The organism is Roseateles sp., from assembly GCF_049240545.1.
Classification (GTDB): domain Bacteria; phylum Pseudomonadota; class Gammaproteobacteria; order Burkholderiales; family Burkholderiaceae_C; genus Paucibacter_A.
Map to the genome: position 1 here is coordinate 1 of NZ_JBMLSK010000229.1, position 1,588 is coordinate 1,588.

Genomic DNA, 1,588 nt, shown 5'->3' on the forward strand with positions numbered 1-1,588 from the left:
AGCCCATCCACTTGTCTCACCCCGGGTGCGTGTTCAAACGACCGGAGCCACCACTGAAGCACAACGCGCATGACGAGCCTACGGGTCAGAACGGCTCGCCCCTCTCGAATTGACGCTGCAGGAGGCGGCTGGCGCCGCGCGCAAGAACCTCGCCGGCACCGTACCCAGCGATCAGCGCCGGAAGGATCGCCCAAAGAAACGATCCTTCGAGCCCGAGCGCTGCAAAACCTCTCAATCCCCCAAAGAAAACTGTCACAAACAGCGTCAGAGCCAAGAGCCCGTGAAGGGAGGCGACGGCTCGCATCTGTGCGTTGAGCCAGCCCTTCGTGCGCTTTTCGGCGGGAATTTTCTGGTAGGTGCTGAAGCGCTCAATGTCGGGTCGAAACAAGTTCTTCAGTGTCATTTTTCAGAACTCCAAAGAGACATCGGCGGAGCAGTCCCTCCGCCGATGAGTGCAACGATCAAGCGAATCCCTTGCTTCAACATGAACCTCATCATGCTGCCCACGCCGCCGCCCGTCGCCGCGCCTGCGGCGGCGGCAAGGCCCATGTTCCCCGTTGCAAAGCCTGTGAGGCTTCCTGCGACTGTTCCTGCGAAGGCTCCGACCGCAGTTGCCCATCCCGACCCACCCGATGTGCCCCAGGCGGCTACGCCACCCGCAGCGCCTCCAAATGCACCACCTGCCGCAGCGCCGGGTGGTCCAAATCCGGCGCCGATGACATCACTTTGAGAATTTGTAAGAACGTGCATGCTCGCTCCTGTAACCAGTTTGGGACCCTAAACGGGGCGGGACCCGATCCCCATATCAACCTTCGGTTCTGCGCATCACCGCAATCGCCGGCTCCAGCATCCACTCAACGATGCGGCGGCGGTCCTGCATCACGTCGGCATCGAGCGTGAGCCCGGCTTTCAGCGGTTGCGGCTGGCCGTAGGCGTCGATGTGCTGGCGCTCCAGCGCCACCACGATCCGATACAGCGGCTCGCGTGCCATGTCCCGCAGCGCCAGGTGCTGCACGCCCGGCGGCAGTTCCGTCGCCGCGAACGCGCTCTTGGTCACGCTCCGCACGGTGCCGGCCTGCAGGCCGAACTTCTGATACGGAAAGGCCGCGTAGCGCAGCCGCACCGGCTGGCCGGGTTCGACGAAGCCCACGGTGCGGCTGGGCGCAAAGAGGTGTGCCTGTAGAGGACTGTCCAGGGGTGCGAGGATCGCGAGCCGCTGGCCAGGCGCCACCGCCTGGCCGGTTTGCAGCGCCAGCGCGGTGACCGTGCCGGCGCGCGGAGCCACCACGACCTGTGTGCGGCGCGCGTCGTTCTCCACACCCTCCTGGGTCAGTGCGGCCAGACTGCGATCCACTGAAGCGAGATCGGTCTGCAGTTGCGCGGCCAGTTGGGCCACTTCGGCGGCGAGCGTCTGTCGGTCGCGCCGCAGCGCGAGCTGAGTACGACTCAACTGCTGGATGCGTGCGTCTTGGTCGAGCAGGTCCTGCTGCTGCGTCTGCACCTGGGTGGCGGAGACGAAGCCTTCCCGTGCCAGTTGCTCCAGCCGGGTCGCCTGCTGGGCGCCGAGCGCGCGCCGCCGCTGTGCGGT

2 protein-coding genes are annotated in these 1,588 nt (G+C 65.6%); both read right to left on the minus strand.

Features of this window, described 5'->3' with window-relative positions:
* Nucleotides 1-85: 85 nt before the first annotated feature.
* The gene (locus ACOVRJ_RS16235; protein ID WP_422044875.1) at nt 86-403 is read right to left on the minus strand and encodes a hypothetical protein; all 318 of its coding nucleotides are present in this window, start codon (nt 401-403) and stop codon (nt 86-88) included.
* A 402-nt stretch (nt 404-805) separates the two neighbouring features.
* The coding region (locus ACOVRJ_RS16240; RefSeq protein WP_422044876.1) for an HlyD family efflux transporter periplasmic adaptor subunit at nt 806-1,588 on the minus strand (783 nt) is incomplete at its 5' end.

Bases quoted from the DNA above. Each gene is read 5' to 3' on its own strand.
- ACOVRJ_RS16235 (WP_422044875.1), bottom strand. From the start codon at position 403: ATGACACTGAAGAACTTGTTTCGACCCGACATTGAGCGCTTCAGCACC.